At 33.1% G+C, this 20,012-nt stretch carries 20 protein-coding genes; 14 read left to right on the forward strand and 6 right to left on the reverse strand.

Annotated elements, in window-relative coordinates; translation table 11 throughout:
• Positions 1–74: 74 nt before the first annotated feature.
• The gene (locus tag WKS98_RS05740; protein ID WP_498917666.1) at positions 75–1,001 is read left to right on the forward strand and encodes a C39 family peptidase; all 927 of its coding nucleotides are present in this window, start codon (positions 75–77) and stop codon (positions 999–1,001) included.
• Positions 1,001–1,708 (forward strand): TrmH family RNA methyltransferase, encoded by a 708-nt coding sequence (locus tag WKS98_RS05745; protein ID WP_498917668.1) that lies wholly within the window; start codon positions 1,001–1,003, stop codon positions 1,706–1,708. Before WKS98_RS05740 ends, WKS98_RS05745 begins: the two co-directional genes overlap by 1 nt.
• 23 nt (positions 1,709–1,731) lie before the next feature.
• Here the strand turns inward: WKS98_RS05745 and WKS98_RS05750 are convergent, their stop codons facing one another.
• A complete protein-coding gene (locus WKS98_RS05750; RefSeq protein ID WP_498917670.1) occupies positions 1,732–2,880 on the reverse strand; it encodes a double-cubane-cluster-containing anaerobic reductase in 1,149 nt (382 codons plus the stop codon).
• A gap of 123 nt (positions 2,881–3,003) precedes the next feature.
• Here WKS98_RS05750 and WKS98_RS05755 point away from each other — a divergent pair, with 123 nt between their 5' ends.
• A complete protein-coding gene (locus WKS98_RS05755; RefSeq protein WP_498917671.1) occupies positions 3,004–3,684 on the forward strand; it encodes an HAD family hydrolase in 681 nt (226 codons plus the stop codon).
• Positions 3,685–3,853: 169 nt separating this feature from the next.
• Here WKS98_RS05755 and WKS98_RS05760 read toward each other — a convergent pair whose 3' ends face one another.
• Genes WKS98_RS05760 through WKS98_RS05770 form a run of 3 tightly spaced genes read right to left on the reverse strand, consistent with a single transcriptional unit; the run spans position 3,854 to position 5,180 of the window.
• Positions 3,854–4,264 (reverse strand): 2-thiouracil desulfurase family protein, encoded by a 411-nt coding sequence (locus tag WKS98_RS05760; RefSeq protein ID WP_498917673.1) that lies wholly within the window; start codon positions 4,262–4,264, stop codon positions 3,854–3,856.
• Positions 4,261–4,917, reverse strand: a complete 657-nt coding sequence (locus tag WKS98_RS05765) for a nucleoside triphosphate pyrophosphatase (RefSeq protein ID WP_498917675.1) — start codon at positions 4,915–4,917, stop codon at positions 4,261–4,263. The genes WKS98_RS05760 and WKS98_RS05765 overlap by 4 nt, the downstream gene beginning before the upstream one ends.
• 2 nt (positions 4,918–4,919) lie before the next feature.
• Entirely contained in the window at positions 4,920–5,180 is a 261-nt protein-coding gene (locus WKS98_RS05770; RefSeq protein WP_498917677.1) for a chorismate mutase, read from the reverse strand.
• A gap of 99 nt (positions 5,181–5,279) precedes the next feature.
• On the opposite strand from WKS98_RS05770, the gene fba reads away from it, so the two are divergent.
• Entirely contained in the window at positions 5,280–6,143 is an 864-nt protein-coding gene (gene fba / locus WKS98_RS05775; RefSeq protein ID WP_498917678.1) for a class II fructose-1,6-bisphosphate aldolase, read from the forward strand.
• Positions 6,144–6,228: 85 nt separating this feature from the next.
• Entirely contained in the window at positions 6,229–6,555 is a 327-nt protein-coding gene (locus WKS98_RS05780; RefSeq protein WP_498917679.1) for a carboxymuconolactone decarboxylase family protein, read from the forward strand.
• 43 nt (positions 6,556–6,598) lie between these two features.
• Here the strand turns inward: WKS98_RS05780 and WKS98_RS05785 are convergent, their stop codons facing one another.
• Positions 6,599–7,975 carry an MATE family efflux transporter gene (locus WKS98_RS05785; protein WP_498917681.1) on the reverse strand — a complete coding sequence of 459 codons (1,377 nt, stop codon included), beginning with the start codon at positions 7,973–7,975 and terminating at the stop codon, positions 6,599–6,601.
• A gap of 117 nt (positions 7,976–8,092) precedes the next feature.
• On the opposite strand from WKS98_RS05785, the gene WKS98_RS05790 reads away from it, so the two are divergent.
• The 7 genes from WKS98_RS05790 to malQ all read left to right on the forward strand — a co-directional run bounded on the left by WKS98_RS05790 (position 8,093) and on the right by malQ (position 15,813).
• Positions 8,093–8,335, forward strand: coding sequence for a putative signal transducing protein (locus WKS98_RS05790; RefSeq protein ID WP_498917683.1), 243 nt, complete (start codon positions 8,093–8,095; stop codon positions 8,333–8,335).
• Positions 8,336–8,490: 155 nt separating this feature from the next.
• Positions 8,491–9,825 (forward strand): sugar ABC transporter substrate-binding protein, encoded by a 1,335-nt coding sequence (locus WKS98_RS05795; protein ID WP_498917685.1) that lies wholly within the window; start codon positions 8,491–8,493, stop codon positions 9,823–9,825.
• Positions 9,826–9,873: 48 nt separating this feature from the next.
• Positions 9,874–10,287, forward strand: a complete 414-nt coding sequence (locus WKS98_RS05800) for a hypothetical protein (protein ID WP_498917687.1) — start codon at positions 9,874–9,876, stop codon at positions 10,285–10,287.
• Positions 10,277–12,292 carry an ABC transporter permease subunit gene (locus tag WKS98_RS05805; RefSeq protein ID WP_498917689.1) on the forward strand — a complete coding sequence of 672 codons (2,016 nt, stop codon included), beginning with the start codon at positions 10,277–10,279 and terminating at the stop codon, positions 12,290–12,292. The genes WKS98_RS05800 and WKS98_RS05805 overlap by 11 nt, the downstream gene beginning before the upstream one ends.
• A gap of 3 nt (positions 12,293–12,295) precedes the next feature.
• Positions 12,296–13,186, forward strand: coding sequence for a sugar ABC transporter permease (locus WKS98_RS05810; protein WP_498917691.1), 891 nt, complete (start codon positions 12,296–12,298; stop codon positions 13,184–13,186).
• Positions 13,187–13,194: 8 nt separating this feature from the next.
• The gene (locus WKS98_RS05815; protein WP_498917693.1) at positions 13,195–14,280 is read left to right on the forward strand and encodes an ABC transporter ATP-binding protein; all 1,086 of its coding nucleotides are present in this window, start codon (positions 13,195–13,197) and stop codon (positions 14,278–14,280) included.
• A gap of 15 nt (positions 14,281–14,295) precedes the next feature.
• Positions 14,296–15,813, forward strand: a complete 1,518-nt coding sequence (gene malQ / locus WKS98_RS05820) for a 4-alpha-glucanotransferase (protein WP_498917695.1) — start codon at positions 14,296–14,298, stop codon at positions 15,811–15,813.
• 43 nt (positions 15,814–15,856) lie between these two features.
• On the opposite strand, the gene WKS98_RS05825 is transcribed toward malQ, so the two are convergent.
• Positions 15,857–17,107: a ClC family H(+)/Cl(-) exchange transporter gene (locus tag WKS98_RS05825; protein ID WP_498917697.1), complete on the reverse strand. Its 1,251-nt coding sequence runs from the start codon at positions 17,105–17,107 to the stop codon at positions 15,857–15,859.
• A 95-nt stretch (positions 17,108–17,202) separates the two neighbouring features.
• On the opposite strand from WKS98_RS05825, the gene dsdA reads away from it, so the two are divergent.
• Both dsdA and WKS98_RS05835 read left to right on the forward strand, forming a co-directional pair.
• Entirely contained in the window at positions 17,203–18,486 is a 1,284-nt protein-coding gene (dsdA, locus tag WKS98_RS05830) for a D-serine ammonia-lyase (RefSeq protein ID WP_498917698.1), read from the forward strand.
• A 223-nt stretch (positions 18,487–18,709) separates the two neighbouring features.
• Positions 18,710–20,012: MATE family efflux transporter (locus WKS98_RS05835; RefSeq protein ID WP_498917700.1), on the forward strand; the 1,303-nt coding region annotated here is incomplete at its 3' end.

Here is a 20,012-nt window from a genome sequence, read left to right on the forward strand (position 1 = left end):
TAATACCATCAAGTTTAATACCCTTAAGTTTTACAATTTCAATATAAATTGTTAAAATAGGTGGAGGAGGAGCAATGGATAGAAGAAAAAAAACTCGAAGTGCAAAGAGAAAAAGACAAATTTTTAGAAATAGATTATTCCTTTCCATCTTTCTTGTATTTCTTATTTTATTAATAAAAAATGCATTTTCCTTAGGAGGAAGGATTGAAAAGGCTTCTGAAAACCTAGATTTAATTGGAACTGCAAAGGACTATTCGGAAAATCTTGACTCAACAGATAAAATACATGAACAGAAGGTAGAATATTCTGATGCAACAACAGTTGAAGGCTATATTCAAAATATTGAAAAAGCTTCCAAGGTAGATAAAAACGCTAAACTTATACTTGATAATTTAGATGAACTTCCAGAGTCAATGATTAAAATGGCTGGAAGAAATCCTGATACAATAGACTTTATTGCAAAATATATTGATAACAGAATAAATTACAGCTATCGATATCCTAAAAAGATTTATAAAAAACTTAAGTACCCATACTATATTCAATGGGATCAAAGTTGGGGATATCAAGAGTATGGCTCAGGAATAATTGGAGACACAGGCTGTGCGCCTACATCAATTGCAATGATGATTTCAGGAATTACTAACAGAAGAATTACTCCAAGTGACATAGCAAAATTATTCCATGACAATGGATATGTAGGAGACTATGGGACAAACTGGGATGTATATCCATTTATTGCAAATGAGTATGACTTAGAGCTTGAGGATTTACCAAATAGCAAGAATAAAATAACAGAGGCTCTTGACGATGGTTATTCTGTAATTATTTCAGTTGGTCCAGGAGTTTTTACAACTGTTTCCCATGTTATGCTTATTGTGGACTATGATGACCAGGGAAGATTTTTAATTTATGATCCAAATAGTTTACAAAATTCTGAAAAAGCTTGGGACTACGATGAATTTAGTCAAGATATAAAGAAGTTGTGGGCATTTAAGTAATGACAAGATTAAAAAAATATAAAAAAGATTTTGAATATTCCTATGTATTGGGACCTTTTCCAACGCTGGAACTTATAGATAGCAAGCCGGAAGTTGTGGAGAAAGTATATATATCTCCAGACTTTAATGAAATTTCAAAAGTTACTAAAAAGCTTGATGAACATTCAATAGCATATGAGATTTCAAATGATAATTTAAATAGAATTTCATTAAAGAAGAAAGAGTATATGGCTGCTACATTTAAAAAATATTCCAGTAAAATTGAAAAGGAAAGTAATCACATTATCCTCGATAGAGTTTCAGACATGGGTAACCTTGGAACAATTTTAAGAACCATGGCGGGATTTGGATTCAAGGATGTTGCCCTAATAGGAAACTGTTGTGATATATATAATCCAAAAGTAATAAGAGGCTCCATGGGATCATTTTTTAAAATTAATTTTGAAAACTTTTCGAGCCTGGAAGAGTACAGAAGTATACATGACAATGAAATATATGCATTCATGCTGGATAATAGTGCAAAACTTTTGAAAGACGTAAATTTTTCGAAAAACTTTGCTCTGGCATTTGGAAATGAAGGCAGTGGCCTTGGGGAAGAATATGAAGCTTGTGATATAAATAAAGTTATTATTCCCCAAAGTGAAAATGTAGACTCCCTCAATTTGACAATTGCCGCAGCAGTTGCAATGTATGAAGCGAAAAAATAATTCCCTCACGCGAGGGAATTTTTTTATAACATTTCTATGAAAGCTGCTATTCTTGTATTTAATTGACCGATATCTGATTGACCGTAGTCTGTTTCAACGGAAATGTAAGGTATATCTTTTTCTTTATTTACAAAGTTTTTGATGCTTAGTGATTCAACTTGGAATGGTTGGCAAGCTTGAAGATGCATATCAACTACTCCATCAACTTTGAATTGGTCAATAAGTCTTGATAGAAGTTCCTTTCTATTTGGATTTGGTGACATACATGCACAACCAATTTGTAAATATTTTTCTGCCATTGCAGCAATTGGGTCACCAGTATTTTCTTCTACATTTCTATCTATTGCCTTTGCGCCACCACAGTTTTCGTATGAAACTACGATACCACCGTGGTTTTCAACGGCTTCGATTACCTTTTCAGTTGCTCCACCAATAGGGCATCCTGTAATTAATATTCTCTTCTTACCGGTAATCTTTTTGCTTTCAGCTAAAACTTGTTCCTTTAGAGCTTTAATATCTTCAGGTATCTTATGTTTATCAAATTCAAAAGTAATACCAGTTAATACATGCCAAAGTTCAAGGCCAGTACATGGAAGTTCATCAGCTTCCATAATTTCGTAAAAATCTTTTACAGCAGATCTTTCTGCGTTTTTAACCTTTATAGCTTTTTCTAGATCTTCGTCAGTAATTTTTACATCAAAAGTATTTTCAATAATCTCTTTAGTTTCCCTTATTTGGTTCGCCCAAAGCTTTAATCCATCTTTGGAATACTTGTTTGGAAGTTCCATAACATGAGTTGGTCTAAACTCACCAAGATATTCGTACATCTTCTTTTTACCATCACAAGTTGTTTCGCCTATAATCATGTCAGAGAAAAAGAAGAATGGACATTTGTTAGTCATAGCAAATCCATAACTAGATTTAATAAGTGGACAAAGGTTTGAAGGTAAATGTCTTTCCGCATCTGAAATAGTTTCATCAGAAGTAGAACATAGAGAAACGGATGTTGCTCCAGCAGCTACAGCTAGTTCTTGTGGAAAGAATGTACAAAAAGTTCCAATTAGAGGAATCCCCTTTTCCTTTTGCTCTTTAACCTTAATAAATGCATTTTGTCTACCTTCAGCAAAATCTTTAAAAATTTCAGGTAGTTCTTTTCTTATATCTACAGTCATTTAAACACCCCTTTTCATTGTTCTATGACCATTATATAACAAATATTAAAAAAATCAATAAAAACAAGATTGAGTTAGTGTGATAAACTATTATTAAAGAAATGAACAACTTAGGAGGTAATGATGTATAAAGCATTTGTGTTTGATTTAGATGGAACTTTAATTGACAGCCTTGAAAGCATAGGCAATCTATTTAATGCTCATTTAGAAAAAATGGGACTAAAACCTTGTGACATGAACTTATATAATGAATTTGTCGGTGGGGGAGCAAGGGTCTTAGCTATAAGAGCATTTACCTATATAAACGAAAGAGATAATTTAAACTTAGATGAAGAGGGAATTTTAAAAAAAGTTGAAGAAATTCTTCCAGACTATCTCTATGCCTATAATAATCGTGACGATAAGACCACTAAGTCCTACGAAAAAATTGTTGAGTCTTTGACAAAACTTAAATATGAAGGGAAAGTATTGGCAGTTTGCACAAATAAACCATTATCAGCTGCAAAAAATGTTTTGGATAATATTTTTGGAAAAGATTTTTTTGATTATATCTTTGCAGATGACAAAAAAATAAAGCTTAAACCAGAAACAGATATGGTAGATAAATTAAAGGAAGTATCAGGATTAAAAGACGATGAAATTATTTACTTTGGGGACACTTCAACAGATATGATAACGGCAGTTAAATCAAATATATATCCAGTGGGAGTAACGTGGGGATTTAGAACAAAACAAGAGCTTTTAGAAAGTGGAGCCAAGGCGATAATTCACAAACCTGAAGAAATTTTAAAATTTTTAAAATAATTTGGAAAAAGGTATTGACAATCATTATCATCGATGTTAATATAGATACAGATAATAATTCAAAACACCCCTTTTGAAAATATCTTATGGATTTATTAATCCAAACACAGGCGGAAACCCCTTAACCGCCTGTTTTTTATTTCTAATATCTAACTTCCATCTTCTATTATCATATGCTGATTACTTCTATTCCATTGTCTTCTAAAAGTTTAGTTGCAATTCCACTTCCATCTACAAACTTTCGAGAAAAACTTCCATCATAAATTTTTCCTTTGCCACATGATGGACTCTTAGCTTTTAAAAATGCTTTTTTTATTTTATACATCTTACAAATTTTTAAAGCTTCATTTGCACCATATAAAAAATCTTCTGTTAAGTCTACGCCATCAACATTATAAACTTTTCCATCTCTAATCTCACATGGCTTTCGTGGAGTTGGAAGTCCTGCAGCTTGTTCGGGACAAAATGGAATGACATTGTATTTTGAATTTAAGTCATCAAAGATATTTTTTGAACTTTTCTTGTCATATCTGGTGTTAAGCCCAATAAGGCATGAACTAACTAGTACATTTTCTTTCATAGCTTTATACTCCTTAAAATCTTTGTAATGGGAAGTCCCACAATATTGTAATAGTCGCCATAAATTGAGTCTATAAGTACCTTGTCCACTTCCTTTATATTATATGAACCAGCTTTATCAAGAGGAGACTTGGAGTTTACATATTCTTCGATAAAATCATTTACAAAATCACTTTCTTCCACAAATTTAACCCCAGAAACTACATAGTAGAGCATAAAGTCCTTAGGATTATTTAGTAGACATACGGCAGTACAAACATAGTGGAGTCTACCTAAAAGGGAATGGAGTGTGTTATATGCATCATCTAAGTCATGGGGCTTACCTAAAATTTTATCTTCAGTAACTACAACGGTATCAGCAGATAGAATTAAACCGCCATCTTTCTTTTCGTGCACAGCAAGGGCCTTTTGAAAAGAAACTTCTGCAGTGGTTAGAAAACTATTTTTTAGAAAATCATAATTCAAAGTTTTGGAAAAATTTTCTATTATGAAATTTTCGTTAATCTCTGGTTTTATTATTTCAAACTCATTTATAAATTTTGACATGAGTTCAACACGCCTTGGAGAAGATGATCCAAGAATAAAATTATCAAATTCAAATTTATCATGATCTTTAATTATAAAGGTACCAATGTTTTCTAAATTTAAATTCATTACTAAAGGTCTCCTTGATATTTTTTTGAAATTTTTAAAATGTTTTGAAATAAGTCTTTAGAGTATTTAAAATACTCTTCAGGAGTTTCCTTTTTTAATTTCTCAAAAATTTTATCTTCTCTATTTTTATCCAAGATATCCATCTTGTTTATTTTTTTTTCTTCTAGTATATGTTTAACTACTTCAAGTCTTTTTATAAAAAGCTTGTTGAGTTCTTCATCGATTGAATCAACTTCAGCTCTTAAATTTTCTAAATTTTTCATAGCGCCTCCTAAATTAATTATAACATAGTCGTTGTTTTGATTGATGTAGATTTCTCTGGGGTATGTTATGATATAGTTAGAAAATATTAGGAGGTAAACATGTTAGTATCAGCAAAAGAAATGTTAGACAAAGCTTATAGTGAAAATTACGCAGTTGGACAATTCAATATTAACAACTTGGAGTGGACAAGAGCAATTCTTGAAACTGCAGAAGAACTTAAATCACCAGTTATCCTAGGAGTATCTGAAGGTGCTGCAAGATACATGGTAGGATTTAAAACAGTTGTTAAAATGGTAGAAGGAATGGTAGAGGAATTAAATATTACAGTTCCCGTTGCAATTCACCTTGACCATGGTACTTATGAAGGAGCAAAAAAAGCTATTGAAGCAGGATTTACTTCTGTAATGTTTGATGGATCTTCCTATCCAATTGAAGAAAATGTCGAAAAGACAAAAGAAATAGTTGAAATTGCACACAGCAAAGGCATTTCTGTTGAAGCAGAAGTTGGAGCTATTGGTGGAGAAGAAGATGGTGTTGTAGGAAGCGGAGAAATAGCAGACCCTAAAGAATGTAAGATGATAGCAAATCTTGGAATAGATTTCTTAGCTGCAGGAATTGGAAATATCCATGGAGTTTATCCTGAAAACTGGAAGGGATTAAACTTTGAAGCCCTTGAAAATATTAAGACAGAAGTTGGAAAGATGCCACTTGTACTTCATGGTGGTACTGGAATACCTGCTGACATGATTAAAAGAGCTATTGAACTTGGAGTTTCTAAAATAAATGTAAACACTGAATGCCAATTAGAGTTTGCAAAGGAAACTAGAAAATATATTGAAGATGGCCTAGACAAAGTTGGTAAGGGATTTGACCCAAGAAAATTGTTAAAACCGGGAACTGAAGGAATAAAAAGAGTAGTTAAAGAAAAAATGGAACTATTTGGTTCAGTTAACAAAGCATAACATTCAAAAATATATAAATTAACAAATTATAAAATAACTGATATAATTAAGGTGTATAAAATAAATTTATATCAGGAGGATTAAGATGAAATACGAAAAAGAGTATGAAGAACAAAAACAAAGAATGGGTTATTTAATGGAAAACTCCAAACTTACATCTGCAGTTATGGGTTCAGTTGGTGCAAACATGAAGGATGGAGCGCTAAGCTTAAAAGAAAAAGAATGTGTTATGTTAGGTATTGCAATAGCAATTAGATGCCATGACTGTATAAGAGCACATGCTAAAAACTGCAAGGATGTAGGACTTACAGAAGAGGAAATAATTGAAGTTGTAGAAGCTGCAGTTGCCATGGGTGGAGGACCTTCTTTCGCATTTGGTTCATACGCATTAGATGTATTTAGAAATTTATAAATTAAAAAAACGGCTCACTCATATGAGGGCCGTTATTTTAATCCTAATTTAAACTTTCAAGTTCGATCTCTTTATTCAATAGTTTTAATTCTTTTAGCATAAATGCTAGTGTTAATAAAAATGAAATTGTATCTGCAATTGGATAGGTCAACCAAACTCCGTTAAGTCCTAAAAATCTTGGAACAATTATTAATACCGGTAATAGTACTAGTAACTGACGTGACAGTGATAGCACAATTCCTCTAACGGCCTTTCCAGTAGCTTGGAAGTAGTTGGCAGAAATAATTTGGAAACCTACAACTGGATTTGCAAGGGAGCTTAATCTTAAACATGAAACTGCTCCTGGCATTACCTTGTCGATGTCCTTTGCGTTCATTATAAATGCCTTTATCAATGTCTCTGGTATAAACATCATAGCTAGGTAGGTCAATGTCATATAAATTGTTGCAACTATGCAAGCAAGTTTAAAAGCTTCTTTAACTCTGTCATGTTTTTTTGCACCATAGTTAAAACCTATAATAGGTTGGCTTCCTTGATTTAAACCAAATATTGGCATAAATGCCACTGTGGAAATACTATGCATAATTCCCATGGCTGCAATAGCTTGGTCATCACCATAATGATTTACTTGAAGATTAAATACAACAATTACTAAAGATGCTGCAATTTGCATTCCAAATGGAGCAAGTCCTAATGCGATTATCTCTTTAACTACAGGTAGTTCCAATCTCAAATTTTCTCTCTTCAACTTCAAAGAGGTCTTTTTTCCTAAGAAGAAAGCAAATACCCAAATCATTGAAAGATATTGTCCGATAATAGTTGCCAGTGCTGCACCTTTAACTCCCATGCCCATTAAAATAACAAATACATAGTCAAGAATAATATTTGTTATGGCGCCGATTAACATGGTACCCATGGCAGTTGAGGGACTTCCTTCACCTCTTATAAAGAAGTTCATCCCAAAGCCCAGTAGCTGTGCGGGGATACCTATTGCTATTATTGCCAAGTATTCAGAGGAAATTGGAAGAAGAGCTTCACTTGAGCCAAGTTTTCTAAGGATTGCTTCTGGAAATAATAAAATTATTGTAGTTAGTACAACAGAAAGTATAAATTGCAGTGTAAATGACTGTCCAAGTATCTTTTCCGATTGTTTTAATCTTCCCTGCCCCATTCTTATAGAAGAAAGGGAGTTACCGCCCATACCAATAAGCATTGAGAAAGCCATTATAATTAAACTTACGGGATAAGTTAGATGGACTCCTGCAATGGCAAGAGAGCTTACCTGTCCCAAGAATATTTTATCAACTACATTGTATAGTGCATTAACTAACATACCTATAATTGCAGGTACTGAAAACTTTATTAATAATTTTTTTATATCTTCTTCGCCAAGTAATTTATTCTTTTCAATTTTTTCCATAATTCACCCCATACATTTTTTATTTCTTTAAAACACAATAATAAATTCTAACACAGATTTGAGTTTATTACAAAGAAAGAGGGTAAATAATAATAAAGTAAAGAGAGGGTGGGCGATATGAAACTTTTATTACAGTCTAGTAACGACTTTTTAACTACAACTGTTAAAGCTATTTTAAAAGACAATATGATTAATTATATTGATAGCGAGGCAGACTTAGATGGTTATTTAAATATAATGGGGGCCAGTGTTATAAAAAATGAAAGTATTTTTGTTGATGAAAGTGATTTTGAAAGGGCCTATTCATTGGTGCAAGAATTTTTAGATTATAAACCTGAGGACAATGATATTTTTGAATAAAGAAATAAATATTATTAAAAATTGAAAAATAAATTAAAATTAAATTGGAATAAAGCGCTACTTGCTATTCACAAAAAACATTTTATAGTATATGATTAATATGAAACGAATACAAATGTGTAATAAAAAATCGTTTTCAACAACAGGAGGATTATATGAAGAAAAAAATTTCAAAAATTTTAGCTCTTACATTAGGAGCGACAATGCTTTTTACTGCATGTGGTAAAAAGACAGGCGGCGGAACGCAAGATTCTACTGCACAGGTGGAGTCGGAAGGTATTAAAGCTGAAATAACTGTACAAGTGGAAAAGGACTGGAAGGACTACTATCAAAAAGCTGTAGATAAAGTTCTTGAAAAAAATCCTGATTCAAAAATCAACCTAAAAGAAATTGGTTCATTTGACCACTTAGACATATTAAAGAGTACAGATGCTACAAACCCTGACTTTGCAGATGTATTTGCACTACCACTAGATAGATTCACAGATCTTGTAAGCCAAGATGTTTTAGGAGCTGTGAATGCACCGGCAATGGCAAAGAAAATTGGTGGATATGACAACTTTGACGAAAGCCTTGGTGGATTCTTTAAAGATGGCGAAGACTATTTAGGATTTCCTTTTAACATTGAAACCCTAGTAACATATGTTAATAAGGCAAACGCAGAAAAAGCTGGCATCGACTATGAAAAACCTATCGAATTAAACGATATAAAAGATCCAGCAAATGTTCTACTACCATTCTTTGATGCTTGGTTTGGTGTTGCATCTACAAACTCAGCTGGAATTTCTTTACTAAAAGAAGAGAACGGCAAGTTTGAATCAGATATGACAAAAGATTTTAAAGACCTAAGCAAAGATCAACAAAAATTATTTGAATCCCTATACCAATACTGGAAGAAACATAACGAAGCAAATTCACCATTATTCTCAGGAGAAGATGAAGGCTGGGCATATATCGGTGACGAATTCACTACAGGTGGATCAGGTGTTATTAGACTTGGTGGACCATGGGAATTAAATGACAATGTTGAAAAGGCTGGAGAAAATCTTGAAATTTATCCAATTAATCACATTACAATAAATGGAAAACCACTTTCACACTGGCAAGGTGGATGGGCAATGGCAATAAACGCAAGAATCGAAGATGACGCAGACAAGAAGGCACTTGCTGAAAACTTTATTATGGAACTTGTTAGACCAGAAAATGCTGCAGAATTATTTAAAGCAACAGGAAAAATACTTCCAAATGTATCTGCTGAGGACTATGATAAGACAGACCTTCCAGAATTAGACAAAAAGGTTATTAAAAATGTTATAGACTCTTATGCTATATCAGAACCAAGACCAATCTTCAAAGAGTATGGAAATGTTTGGGACACTTGGAAAAACGCAATTCTTTCATGGAATAATGTTAAACCTGCAAATGCTGAAGAAGCATACAAGGAACTTAACGCATCATTTAAATCTATGATGGAAAATATAGGTAACTAATAATAAATTAGCCGGGGATTTTCCCCGGTTAATATTTAGGAGTAAAAGTTGAAAAGTGAAAAACATATTACAAAAATACTAATAACAGCTATATCAATTATAATACTCTCCTCATTCGAAGCATTTATTAAGGGAAAGTCACTGGTACTTTTTAATTTATTTCAGAGTAAAACAGGAGGGGACATAGTGGATTATCTAAACTTTATTATGCTCAATTACTTTTTAGATATACTGGAACCTCTAATTATATCTTTGTTTTTAGTATTTGCCACAAAAAAACTTCAAGTAAACAGACTTGTGAAATTTGTCCTTGGAGGAATGGTGGTGGCAAAGTTAGTACTTAAAATTACCAAGTTGGAATTTAACTCCATATTTTTCTACTTGGAAATTTTATTATATCTATTGTTTTTTTACTTTATCATAACAATACCAATATATAGTGAGGATAAAAATGAACTATAAATTAGAAATTAGGGATAGTTTTGGAAATGTCCATGAGAGAAAGAATCAATATATTTTGGACTCTATAAAAAGTGGAGATGGACATGTGGATGAAAAAACACATCCCTATAACAAAAAACTAGAAGAGTTTAAAAGGGCTGAAAAAACTTTTCTTGATTCATTAAAAACTGTTGATGCACATATTAAAGATAGTGATAGCAATAGTATAAAAGAATTAAAGAAAAGACTTTATAAAGCTGAGATGAAAAAAGATTTTTATGGCAAATATCTGGATTTGACATATTCTGCAGTTCTTAGATATGAAATTGCAAAGGCTGAACTAGATCAAATTCCTGCCATAATAAATCACTATGACGAGTTGAATGAAAAACTTATTGAAAGTGAAGAAAGACTCAAAAAATTAGATCCTAACGAATTAAAAAAAGTAGAACAAGAAATTGAATTAAAGAGAAAAGAACAAATAAAGAAATTTCATCAAAAGACAGATGAGATAAACAGAAAATATAAAGAAGGACTTATTTCTAAAAAAGCGCAAAAAACTGAAGGTAAAATTGCCATAAGAGAGCATAAAGAAAAGTTAAATGAAATTGAACTTTTAAACGAGAGTAAGTCATTAAAAGAAACTATTGAAAATTTAAAATACAGAAAAAAAATAGACGTAAAGTCTATGGATAATGTACTTGAGTCCTACATTTCAAATATTAGAAGAAAGACTCCTGTGGAAACGGAACAAAAGAAACCATTTTTAAGTTATTTAACAGCGGTTTTACCAGGACTTGGCCAACTGCTAAATGGACAAAAGATGAAGGCGTTTTTGTTTTTCCTTGGAAGTTTATTCATATATTTAATTGCAATACCATATGCCCTTGGCTTTGGTAACTATCAAGGAGATGGAATTGCGGGGCTAATCACCTTGGCTGAAGGTGGAAGAAGGCTCGACAGGTCAATTATGTTTATGATTGAAGGAATTATTGCCATAATTTTAGTGGTTTTTGCCATAGGCATATTTGTAATGTCCTTTAAAGATGTACACAAAGTTGAAAAAGATAAAATAAATGGAATAAGACCAAGAAACTGGTTTGAAACAAAAGAAATTATTGGAACAGATGGTTTTCCATACTTGGTATCTTCACCAGGATACCTCCTTACCATATTTATAGTGCTTATTCCAATTATTACAGCAATATTAATTTCATTTACAAACCTAGATCCAAATCATCAATCAAAATTCACATGGATTGGAATTGAAAACTATAAGATTTTATTCCTGGGAAGAGGAGTAGCTGGAAAAGCCTTTTGGTTAATTCTATTTTGGACACTGGTTTGGACTCTAGGAGCAACAACTCTTGCAATAGCAATTGGATTTATTTTGGCACTTCTTGCAAACCAAGAGAGAATTAAAGGAAAGCCTATTTTTAGAACAATTTATCTATTACCATGGGCAGTGCCTGCATTTATTACAATAATGTTCTTCTCTCTAATGGTTGGAAGGCAGGGGCCAATTACAGAGCTATTTAAAAATGTATTTAATATTACGCTGGATGTTAAATCAAATCCAACACTTACAAGAATTTCCCTAATACTATTACAGGGATGGTTAGGTTCATCTTATATATTCTTATTGTCAACAGGTGTATTACAGGGGATTTCTAAGGATTTATACGAAAGTGCAGACATTGATGGAGCCACAGGTCTTCAAAAGACTTGGAGAATTACAATACCACTTGTACTATTCCAAACAGCTCCACTACTAATTAGTCAATACACTTTTAACTTTAACAACTTTTCCATTATATATCTGTTTAATGGAGGAGGGCCATTCAATCCAAGTAAGTATGGAAACCTTGCTGGGTCTTCGGACATTTTAATTTCATATATTTACAAGCTTACTATGGAATCAAATTATCAGGCCCTTGGTGCTGCCATAAGTATATTGATTTCATTGGTGTTAATGTTCTTTGCCTACATTGGATTTAAGAACACTAAAGCCTTTAAGGAGAGTTAAGTGATGAAGAAAAATAAAGAAAAAAAATTACATCTTTCTGATAGCCAACCACTGGACACCATTGGAGTTATAAGTTTAGTAATCTCTTATATTATTTTAATAACTTGGGCGATACTAATCATATGGCCACTTGCCATAATGATCATATCCAGTTTTAATGGTGGACAGAGCAGATATATTTCCCTTTCAGGAAATTTCAAGTTTTCATTTAGACATTTTCAATATCTATTCAAGGAAACATATTTTTTGAAATGGGTTAAAAATACAATTGTAATTGCTGTATCAACCTCAATCTTAACCTTGATTATAGTTTCATTCACAGGCTATGCATATTCAAGATATAGATTCAAAGGCAAAAAGGGAAGTTTAATGGCGATTATGTTAATTCAAACCATACCTGCATTTGCAGGAATAACAGCTTACTACGCAATCCACTCAATCGTAAGTGGAATAATTCCGGTTTTCTCAAGAACAGTAATGCTTATTCTAATCTATTCCGGTGGAGGAATTGCATCAAACACCTTTATATTAAAGGGATATATCGATTCAATTTCAAAGGAACTGGATGAAGCTGCAAAGATTGACGGATGTTCAAGCTTTAAATTGTATAGACTTATAATTATGCCAATTGCAAGGCCAATGCTTGCCATAATAGCCCTATGGTCATTTATAGGACCATTTATGGACTATATGTTACCAAAGATACTTTTGACAAATCCATCAGAGTACACTTTGGCAACGGGACTATACACATTGATAAGTGATGTTAGAACAATGAATGCACCTGCCTTTGCTGCAGGAGGGCTATTAACAGCTATACCTATAATTATTTTATTTATCAGCCTACAAAACCAACTTGTTTCAGGACTAAGTAGCGGTTCAGTTAAAGGCTAGGAGGAAATATGAGAGTATTATTAAAAAATCTTGGTAAAAAATATGAAGGTAGAGATAAATTTACCATTAGAAATATAAGCTTAGAGATTAAAGACAAAGAATTTTGTGTAATTCTTGGACCATCAGGATGTGGTAAGTCAACGCTTCTAAGAATGATTGCAGGGCTTACTTCAATTACGGAAGGTGAACTTTACTTTGGAGACAAACTTATGAACAGAGTGCTTCCAAAAGACAGAGATATTGCAATGGTATTTCAATCCTATGCACTTTATCCACACCTTACTGTTTATGACAACATGGCTTTTTCTCTTAAGATGAAAAAGGAAAGAAAAGAAGTTATTCACGAAAGAGTTATGGAAGCAGCAAAGATTCTTCAAATTGAAGATTATCTTTATTCAAGACCATCAGATATCTCAGGGGGACAAAGACAAAGGGTTGCCCTTGGTAGAGCCATGGTTAGAAAACCAAATGTATTCTTGATGGACGAGCCACTTTCAAACCTGGATGCAAAACTAAGAGAGCACATGAGAGTTGAACTCGTTAGACTACATCAAAGACTTGAAACCACTTCAATATATGTAACCCATGACCAAACTGAAGCCATGACCATGGCGGATAAAATAATCCTTTTAGATAAAGGTAAAATTCAACAATTTGGTACACCAAAAGAATTTTATGACAAGCCACAAAATCTATTTGTAGCAGGATTTATCGGATCACCTACCATGAATATAGTCAAGGGAAAGATGGATGGTAAAAAGTTTGTTTCTGAATTTAAGAATGTTGTGGTTACTCCAAGTGAAGAAGACCTTAAATATCTAAAGGAATACGACGGCAAAGATGTTTATATGGGAATAAGATCAGAAAGATTTTTAGCAAAGAAGTCTGAAGAAAATTCATTTGAAGCAAAGGTAGAAGTAATAGAGATGCTTGGAAAGGAAAAACTACTTCATGTAAGAACAAAGGGAGATCACGAAATGGTAGTGTCTCAACCTGGTCACTATAAATATGAAGTTGGGGAGTATCACAACTTTACCTTTGACTTAGACGCGCTTCACTTCTTTGATTATGAAACAGAAGAGAGAATTAATTAATAGCAGGAAGGTGTTATGCTAGACGAAAAATATAATTTTAAAAAAATTAGTGAAAATAGAACTTCGGGTGTTCTTCTTCATGTAACTTCACTACCAAATGAATTTGGCATAGGAAGCCTTGGAGAAGAATCTAGAGAATTTATTAGAAAGCTAAACCAGGCAGGACAAACTTGGTGGCAAATACTACCAATAGGCCCAACTGGGTACGGTGACTCACCATATCAATCTTTTTCAAGTTATGCAGGTAATCCCTATTTAATAAATTTAGACTATTTAAAAAACTGTTCTCTACTGACTCATGAAGAGATAGAATATGTAAAGTCATTATACGATAACGAAAGAGTTGACTTTGGAAAGTTATATCATGAAAGATTTGATACTTTAAAAAAGGCCTATGAGAGATTTAATACTTCATCACTAACATTCGAATCCTTCTGTAGAGAAAATAGTTTTTGGTTAAATGACTATGCACTATTTATGACCTTGAAAGATATAAATGAAGGAAGACCTTGGCAGCAGTGGGAAGACAAATATAAATTTAGGCATGAAGAAGCATTAGAAGAGTTTGAGAACAATAACTTTTCGAAGGTGAACTTCTATAGATTTTTACAATTTCAATTCTTTAGTCAATGGGACGGCCTAAAGCATTACGCCCATGAGCATGGAATAAAAATAGTTGGTGACTTACCAATATACGTTGCAGAAGACAGCTGCGACTGTTGGGCAAACCCAGAACTTTTCTCGCTAGATGAAAACTTAAAACCGATTTGGGTTGGGGGATGTCCTCCAGACGGATTTTCAGAAGATGGACAACTTTGGGGTAACCCTTGTTACGACTGGGATTATCACGAAGAGACTGAATACAATTGGTGGGTAAATAGATTCAAGTGGCTATTTGGACTATTTGACTGCATAAGAATTGACCACTTCAGAGGCTTTGAATCCTATTGGAGAATACCGGCGGGAGACGACACCGCAAGAAATGGTTCATGGATACAGGGCCCTGGTATGAAGCTGTTCTCAAAGTTAAAAGATGAACTTGGAGAACTTCCTATTATCGCAGAAGATTTAGGCTATATGACTGAAGAGGTTTATCAATTTAGAAAAGACACAGGCTTTCCTGGAATGAAAATTTTATTATTTGCCTTTAGTCCCGACGCATCATCAGACTATCTTCCACATAACATAGATAGAGACTTTGTTGTGTACCCGTCCACCCACGACTCAGATACAATAATGGGATGGATTAAAGATTATAACCAAGAGGAAGTTGAGTTTGCAAAGAAATATCTAAACTTAACTGAGGATGAAGGTTTGAATTGGGGAATGATTAGAGGTGCAATGACCTCCGTTGCAGATATGGCAATTTTTCAAATGCAAGACATTTTAGGCTTCGATAATGGAACTAGAATGAATTATCCAGGAACTGCATCGGGTAACTGGACATGGAGAATGAAACATGGAGAGTTTTCTGATGAACTAATAGAAAAATTAAAATTTTACACCCACATGAGTGGAAGAATTAAAAAATAATAAAAAACTGTTGGATGACTTTTATCATTCAACAGTTTTCTTTTTATAAATTTAAAGATTTAAATGTCCAATTCTTTAAGCTGTGATATACTGGCTCAGATTCTAAAAATTCTGCAACTATAAGTGAAATAGATGAGACTATTACCAGTGGAAGTAGTGACATGGCACCTCCAGTCATTTCAAAAACCAAAATCACTGCAAGAATTGGCGCCCTTACCACTGATGCAAGAATCCCTGTCATACCTAAAACGATAAAGGCAGGGGCAAGATTTGTAAATGCTTCACCCAATATCTTAGAGTATACACTTCCGGTTAATGCCCCTAGAACAAGGATTGGTAAAAATATTCCACCCTGTGCACCTGTTCCATAGCAAAAGCAAGTGAAGATTAGTTTTAACGCAAGCATAAAAAGTAAAATTATCAATGAATAATTAGACTCTAACAAACTTTCTATTACATTATGACCTCCACCTAGAAGCTCTGGCATAAAGATAAATAAAATAAATGCAAATACAGATGCGAACATGGGCTTATATCTCTTTTTGATTTTGATTTTACTAAACATCTTTAGATTAAGCATCAAATTAGAATTAAAGATAACTCCAACAAATCCGGTTAGCACACCTAAAATCATAAATAAGATGATTGTCTTTCCATCAAATTTAATATCTGAAATTTGAGTAAAGGAATTTTTGTATCCAAAGAACTGTTTACTAATAAAATCTGCAACCACACAGGCTATTAACATAATTACCAAAAGTCTTTGAGTAATTTTTTTGTACATCTCTTCAATGGCAAATAAAACTCCAGAAAGGGGAGCGTTAAATGCCGCAGATATACCAGCGCCCGCTCCTGCTGCAACAAATATTTTTGTTTCGGTATCCCTATTGGTCTTATCTGACACCAGCTTTCCACATGAACCACCTATTTGAATACATGGACCTTCCATACCAAGGGAGTAGCCGATAAAAGCTCCAAGGGATCCACCAATAAACTTTGCAACCATTACTTTAAGTGGATTCATACTAACTTTCGATTCAATTTCCAATTGAATTTGGGGTATGCCTGATCCTGAAGATAATGGTTCAAATTCGAGTAATAGTCCAATAATGTAGCCAAGGACTAGCGCAACAATTAAAAAAATAAAATAAAATTTAAAATCTTTTTCTGCAAACAGATTTCCTCGAAGCTTCCCAAGTAAAGTTAGGGAGTATCTATAGGCGGAACTAAAAACTCCCGCTAAGACACCTATGATAAGTCCATAAAAACCTGTTACTAATGCTTTCTTTTTCATATAATCACCTAATATAATTTTACCATATTTTTAAAATATACAAGAAGTAATAAGATAATGGGGTAAAATATAAAGAGATAAAGAAAGGAGTTATTATGGACTACTTAGAAAAATTAAAAAATAAAGAAGAATTCTTTTGGAAGAATCCAAAACTTGGCAATAAAAGTAAAGAAGATTTTGGGTTAAGTTTTGATGGTGTTATTGAAGCGGAATTGCTTTTAAAAAAATTTGCGCCATTTATCATGAAAAAATTCCCAGAGACAGTCAAAAGAAAAGGAATAATTGAATCAGAATTAACTGAAATACCAAATATGAAAAAGGTTTTAATTGAAAAATATAAAAGTGATGTGTCTGGAAAAATATTTTTAAAACAGGACAATGAACTTGCGGTTGCTGGATCTGTAAAAGCAAGGGGCGGAATATATGAAATTTTAAAATATGCCAAAGAGCTTTTAGTTGAAAATAAAATAATAGAAGAGGATGATGATTACTCTGTAATTGCTTCAGAAGAAGTATATAAATTTTTATCTAAATACACAGTTCAAGTTGGCTCCACAGGAAATCTTGGACTTAGTATCGGAATCATATCGAGGACTTTAGGGTTTAAAGTTGTGGTTCATATGTCAAGGGACGCTGCACAGTGGAAAAAAGATTTGCTTAGAAGCTATGGAGCAGAGGTCATAGAGTATGAAGGCGACTATGGCAAGGCAGTTGAAAGGGGAAGAAAACTTTCGGAAGAAAATCCATATTCATATTTTGTGGATGATGAAAACTCTAAAAATTTATTTTATGGATATGCTGTTGCAGCAATTAGACTTGAAAAGCAATTGGAAGAATTAAATGTAAAAGTAGATGAAGAAAATCCATTATTCGTATATATTCCATGTGGTGTTGGAGGAGCTCCTGGAGGAATTGCCTATGGGTTAAAGGAGATGTTTGGAGAAAATGTTCATATATTTTTCATTGAACCAACCAACTCTCCATGTATGTTACTGGGCATGGCCAGTGGCAAACATAGAGGTATTTCTGTTTTCGATATTGGTCTAAGTGGACTAACACAAGCAGACGGACTTGCAGTTGCTAGACCTTCGGGATTTGTAGGTAAAGTAATGGACGAAATACTATCAGGTGTGTTTACCATTGATGATGAATATCTCTTTGAGTACATGAAAGATCTATACTCCAGTGAAAATATTTTTATAGAACCATCTGCTGCATCAACATTTCAAGGAGTGGGAAGGCTTTATAATGATGGGGAGTTTCAAAGTTATATAACTGAAAATATAAAAACAAAACAGGAGAATATACACCATATTCTTTGGTCAACTGGTGGATCTCTTGTGCCTATGGACATAAGAGAAAAGCTCATAAAAAGATAAAAATGTTTTTGTTGATTAAATTAAAAAAAAATAAAGTGAAAAATTTAAAAAAATGCTTTACAACTACAACACAATGAAGTATAATAATACTATCATCTTAAGATTTCTTCTATTCATATTTCTCTTTGAATAAGAGACGAAAAAAGTCAGGGCTTCCTGACTTTTTTGTCGTTTATATATTTTATATATAAGGATGTGGTAAAATAGTTTTAAGGAGTTGAAAATGAAAAGATTTTTTAAATTTATAATACCATCCATAATATCCATGTGGGTCTTTGCACTGTATACTATGGTAGATGGTTATTTTGTATCGAATTATGTGGGGGAAATAGAGTTCTCCGCCGTTAACATATCGATGCCGATTGTAACTTTGTTCTTTGCAATTGGAATACTTTTAAGTATTGGAACCCAGGCCCGAGTTGGAATGTGCCTTGGAAGAGGCGAGGTGCAAAGGGCAAATACTATTTTTACCACATCGGTTTTAAGTTTACTTATTATTGGAATTACCGTTTCAATGATTTTGTTTTTTTCATTGGACAAAGTAGTTAATATGCTTGGAGTTACAGATGCAACAGTTTTATTTGTAAAAGAGTATTTGAGCACTGTAATACCATTTGGTGCCTTCTTTATGCTTAGTTATCAATTTGAAGTTATGGTAAAGATAGATGGGTCACCACATATAGCTGCATTTTCTGTGGCTCTGGCGGCAATTTCAAATGTGTGGCTAGATTATTTATTTATAGTTGTATTTCATATGGGAATATTTGGCGCGGCATTTGCAACGGGAATTGCACAGACAGTTAGCACCGCTGCTATTTTAATTCACTTTTTAAAGAAGACAGGAAGAATAAAATTCACGAAAAAATTAGATTTTTCTGTTTTAAAAACAACTATACCACTTGGATTAGGGGATGCTATCTCAGAAATAGCACTTGGATTTACCGTGTTTTTGTTTAACACTAATCTGTTGAAGGCGTTTGGAGAAGATGCTCTCGTTGCATACACTGTTATTTCATATTTATCGGTATTGGTGTCTGTTACAATGACTGGTGTTGCCCAAGGTCTTGCACCACTTTTTTCATATAACTATGGGCACAAGGACTATAAAAAAATAAAATTCTATGTACTAAATGGAGTTATAAGTATAATTGCCATTGCATCATTCTTTATGATAATTTTAAATTTCTATGCAGAGCCAATTGTACATTTGTTCTTAGACGATGGCTCAACATTAATGGATGAGACTTTAGAAGCGCTGGGAAGATATTTATGGGCATATCCTTTTATTGGACTAAATGGATTGATGGTTACATTTTTTGCAAGTCTTGGCAAGGGCAGAATGGCCACGGTTTTGTCGGCTCTTCGTACCCCAATAGCCATAAGTGTTATGATGTATTTAACGAGATGTTTTTTACCAGATTATATGATTTGGCATGTGCTTGCCTTTGCAGAAGCTGCAGTATTTCCTATAGGACTCTACTTCTTAGTTAAGTATATTGTAAGACCACTTAGATATAGAAAAGCTG

It is taken from the genome of Lagierella sp. ICN-221743 (assembly GCF_037890055.1).
GTDB lineage: Bacteria > Bacillota > Clostridia > Tissierellales > Peptoniphilaceae > Mediannikoviicoccus.

Excerpts from the sequence above, each read along its gene's own strand:
- WKS98_RS05770 (WP_498917677.1), bottom strand. The coding sequence starts at position 5,180 with ATGAAAAATTTAGAAAATTTAAGAGCTGAAGTTGATTCAATCGATGAA.
- WKS98_RS05810 (WP_498917691.1), top strand. The coding sequence starts at position 12,296 with ATGAAGAAAAATAAAGAAAAAAAATTACATCTTTCTGATAGCCAACCA.
- WKS98_RS05815 (WP_498917693.1), top strand. The coding sequence starts at position 13,195 with ATGAGAGTATTATTAAAAAATCTTGGTAAAAAATATGAAGGTAGAGAT.
- WKS98_RS05825 (WP_498917697.1), bottom strand. The coding sequence starts at position 17,107 with ATGAAAAAGAAAGCATTAGTAACAGGTTTTTATGGACTTATCATAGGT.
- WKS98_RS05785 (WP_498917681.1), bottom strand. The coding sequence starts at position 7,975 with ATGGAAAAAATTGAAAAGAATAAATTACTTGGCGAAGAAGATATAAAA.
- WKS98_RS05755 (WP_498917671.1), top strand. The coding sequence starts at position 3,004 with ATGTATAAAGCATTTGTGTTTGATTTAGATGGAACTTTAATTGACAGC.
- WKS98_RS05780 (WP_498917679.1), top strand. The coding sequence starts at position 6,229 with ATGAAATACGAAAAAGAGTATGAAGAACAAAAACAAAGAATGGGTTAT.
- WKS98_RS05805 (WP_498917689.1), top strand. The coding sequence starts at position 10,277 with ATGAACTATAAATTAGAAATTAGGGATAGTTTTGGAAATGTCCATGAG.
- WKS98_RS05745 (WP_498917668.1), top strand. The coding sequence starts at position 1,001 with ATGACAAGATTAAAAAAATATAAAAAAGATTTTGAATATTCCTATGTA.
- WKS98_RS05750 (WP_498917670.1), bottom strand. The coding sequence starts at position 2,880 with ATGACTGTAGATATAAGAAAAGAACTACCTGAAATTTTTAAAGATTTT.
- WKS98_RS05765 (WP_498917675.1), bottom strand. The coding sequence starts at position 4,917 with ATGAATTTAAATTTAGAAAACATTGGTACCTTTATAATTAAAGATCAT.
- WKS98_RS05740 (WP_498917666.1), top strand. The coding sequence starts at position 75 with ATGGATAGAAGAAAAAAAACTCGAAGTGCAAAGAGAAAAAGACAAATT.
- WKS98_RS05795 (WP_498917685.1), top strand. The coding sequence starts at position 8,491 with ATGAAGAAAAAAATTTCAAAAATTTTAGCTCTTACATTAGGAGCGACA.
- fba (WP_498917678.1), top strand. The coding sequence starts at position 5,280 with ATGTTAGTATCAGCAAAAGAAATGTTAGACAAAGCTTATAGTGAAAAT.
- dsdA (WP_498917698.1), top strand. The coding sequence starts at position 17,203 with ATGGACTACTTAGAAAAATTAAAAAATAAAGAAGAATTCTTTTGGAAG.
- malQ (WP_498917695.1), top strand. The coding sequence starts at position 14,296 with ATGCTAGACGAAAAATATAATTTTAAAAAAATTAGTGAAAATAGAACT.
- WKS98_RS05760 (WP_498917673.1), bottom strand. The coding sequence starts at position 4,264 with ATGAAAGAAAATGTACTAGTTAGTTCATGCCTTATTGGGCTTAACACC.
- WKS98_RS05790 (WP_498917683.1), top strand. The coding sequence starts at position 8,093 with ATGAAACTTTTATTACAGTCTAGTAACGACTTTTTAACTACAACTGTT.